Origin of the sequence: Herbaspirillum lusitanum P6-12 (genome assembly GCF_000256565.1) — a bacterium.
Taxonomy (GTDB): Bacteria; Pseudomonadota; Gammaproteobacteria; order Burkholderiales; family Burkholderiaceae_D; genus Herbaspirillum; species Herbaspirillum lusitanum.
In genome coordinates this window covers 1-1,138 of record NZ_AJHH01000025.1, presented here as the reverse complement: position 1 = coordinate 1,138, position 1,138 = coordinate 1, and the positions used below count along the sequence as shown (strand labels likewise).

The 1,138-nt window shown below is 58.7% G+C and carries 2 protein-coding genes and 1 pseudogene; 2 read left to right on the top strand and 1 reads right to left on the bottom strand.

The features are described from left to right. The coding region (locus tag HLUSI_RS26410; RefSeq protein WP_016832206.1) for a Tim44 domain-containing protein at positions 1–316 on the top strand (316 nt) is incomplete at its 5' end. Between the two features lie 178 nt (positions 317–494). Next, positions 495–917: an OsmC family protein gene (locus tag HLUSI_RS0101120; RefSeq protein ID WP_016832205.1), complete on the top strand. Its 423-nt coding sequence runs from the start codon at positions 495–497 to the stop codon at positions 915–917. A 27-nt stretch (positions 918–944) separates the two neighbouring features. On the opposite strand, the pseudogene HLUSI_RS26405 reads toward HLUSI_RS0101120, so the two are convergent. Further along, positions 945–1,138: pseudogene (locus HLUSI_RS26405) on the bottom strand (aliphatic sulfonate ABC transporter substrate-binding protein); the annotation flags it as partial.

The window sequence follows — 1,138 nt, the reverse complement described above, 5'->3', positions numbered from 1 at the left end:
TTCTGGAAGTTCGGCAGCGAGTACAGACATCAATGACATCCGCGAATTCACCACGCCGGAAATGTTCGGCGAACTGAAGATGCAATTGACCGAGCGCGGCGCCTCGGCCAATCACACCGACGTGGTGTCGCTGGATGCGGACATGCTGGGCGTCGAGACGGTCGGCAACGACTATCTGGCAAGCGTGAAATTCTTCGGCTTCATCAAGGAAGACCAGAACGCTTCGCCGACCCAGTTCAACGAAATCTGGAACCTGTCCAAGCCTGTCACCGGCAACGGCGGCTGGGTATTGGCCGGTATTCAGCAATTGTCCTGATCGGTGTTTCGATCTGACTGGAAAGCCGCTCTTCGGAGCGGCTTTTTTTTGTCCACGATGTTAGCGTCAACGCCGATGTCCTCAACTCCTACGCCCGCTTGCGCGCTTGTCCTATGTCGCTGTCCCGGTAGCCGTCGCATGATGATCGTTTAGTCCGACCATGCCAAAGGAGAACACCATGCAACGACAAGCTTCCGCCGTCTGGAACGGCAGTCTGAGAGACGGCAAGGGCGCGCTGACCACCGAGAGCAAGACGCTGGACGCGACGCAGTATTCATTTTCCACGCGCTTTGAAAACGGCGTCGGCACCAATCCCGAAGAACTGATCGCCGCCGCCCATGCGGGTTGTTTTTCGATGGATTTGTCCAGCCGCCTCGGCAAGGCCGGACTCACCGTCGAACGCATCGACACCAACGCCACGCTGACGCTGGAAAAAGTGGAAGACGGCTTTTCCATCACCGCCATCGTGCTGGATGTAAAGGCGAAACTGCAGAATCCGGATCAGGCCAAGTTCGACCAAGCAGTCGATGCGGCGAAGAAGGGCTGTCCGGTGTCGAAGGTGTTGAAGGCCGACATCAGCGTGCGCGCCAGCCTCGTTTAAGCGTTTATCCCGACCTGCTTGGCGGACTTACGCCGGTTTCCAGATCGATACTTCGGTGGCGTTGACCTTCTTCGGCAGCAGGCCTGCGGCGAAGAAGGCATCGGCGATGCGCTGCTGTTCACCGAGCGCATTTACCACCACCGCACGCACGTCGTAGCTGCGGCGGCTGTTCGCCAGTTCAATGGTCGGCGCGTCCAGGCCCCAGATCGGCGCCAGGAAAG